Annotated in this window: 1 protein-coding gene; it reads left to right on the top strand. The window is 51.3% G+C overall.

Translation table 11 applies throughout. The features are described from left to right. The first annotated feature begins 536 nt into the window (after positions 1 to 536). A complete protein-coding gene (locus BM131_RS19840; RefSeq protein WP_090192199.1) occupies positions 537 to 1,220 on the top strand; it encodes an IS6 family transposase in 684 nt (227 codons plus the stop codon). Positions 1,221 to 1,368: the final 148 nt, after the last annotated feature.

Raw genomic sequence — 1,368 nt, 5'->3', positions numbered from 1 at the left:
CCTGGAACGCATCGCCAATCAGTGGCCCAGTGCTGAACTCGATGCCCTCATGCCCTGGAATTACAGCGCCTGAACGGCCACGCCTTCCCGCTTACGATATACTCCGAGTCTGTTGATTTCCGCGTCAGATTGGTCCAGATTTTCATCTGTTCCTGATCCCTTTGAAACCATATAATACCATGAAAAATTAGCAGATTTTTTTACTGGCCGTGGATCACGATGTTTAAGAAAACTGGGTCAATCTGACGCGGAAATCAACAAGGCCAGGCCGGTTAGCCGTCCCATACGAGCCCCTGGATTGTGAAATACATCTTTACGGGCGGTCACATGCGGTCCTGATCGGAAGTCTTGCCGGTCATTGAACGGCACGGCCTGATAATAACGGATATTGAGGTCCTGCGATAACCTTACATCACGCAAGACATAGCCACACGTGCCGTGACGGTAGTGTCGCAAAGTTTCGGATTTCAGTTGCGATGTTGAGCGTGGCGAGCCAGGTCAGGTACTTCCCCACAGCAATCATCAGGATTGAAGAGTTGATCAGTTTCAAAGGCGCGCAGTACCCGAAATCCGTTATCTTATATGCCGTGTATTTCTACGTTCGCTTTCCCATTTCATATCGCGACCTTGAAGAGATCATGGCCGAACGCGGCGTCGATTTGGATCATGCGACTCTCAACCGGTGGGTCGAGAAATACGCTGGCGCAATTGCTGAAGAAGCGCATCGCCGGAAAACTCCCACTGGCCGCTCTTGGCGAATGGATGAGACCTACGTCAAAGTAAAAGGTGAGTGGACATACTTATATCGCGCGATCGACAAGGAAGGCAAAACCCTTGATTTCATGCTATCGGAGCGACGCGACGAGGCCGCAGCTACTGCGTTTTTCGTGAAAGCCATCGGCAATAACGGTTGGCCAGACAAAGTTGTTATCGACAAGAGCGGATCGAATACGGTTGGATTGTTCAATATGAATTGCCTGCTTGTGATGTGCGGCTGGTGTTGGTTGATCACGGTCCGGCGCACGAAATATCTCAACAATATCATTGAGCAGGATCATCGGTTCATCAAGAAACTTACCCGGCCGATGCAGACCTTCAAATCGCTGAATTCCGCTTCGGCCACTCTTGCCGGGATTGAGGTCGCGCATATGATCCGGAAAGGTCAGTTCGATCAGTCAGAGCAGTCTGGCTTCGTGCAGTTCGCAGCACTCGCTGGATAAGTGCGCCCAGCTAAACAGCTTTCTCAAACTGGCGGAAACTTTGCGACACTACCCATTTAGGCTGCTGCGCCACGAACGCGAGAAACTGACCTCGTGAAAGCTTCTTACGAAACGCGACCGAACCGTCTTGGTGTGCACCGTGCAGCTG

The organism is Loktanella salsilacus, from assembly GCF_900114485.1.
Classification (GTDB): domain Bacteria; phylum Pseudomonadota; class Alphaproteobacteria; order Rhodobacterales; family Rhodobacteraceae; genus Loktanella; species Loktanella salsilacus.
Note: the sequence above shows the minus strand (reverse complement) of the source record. Positions and strands in the feature narration are given on the sequence as shown.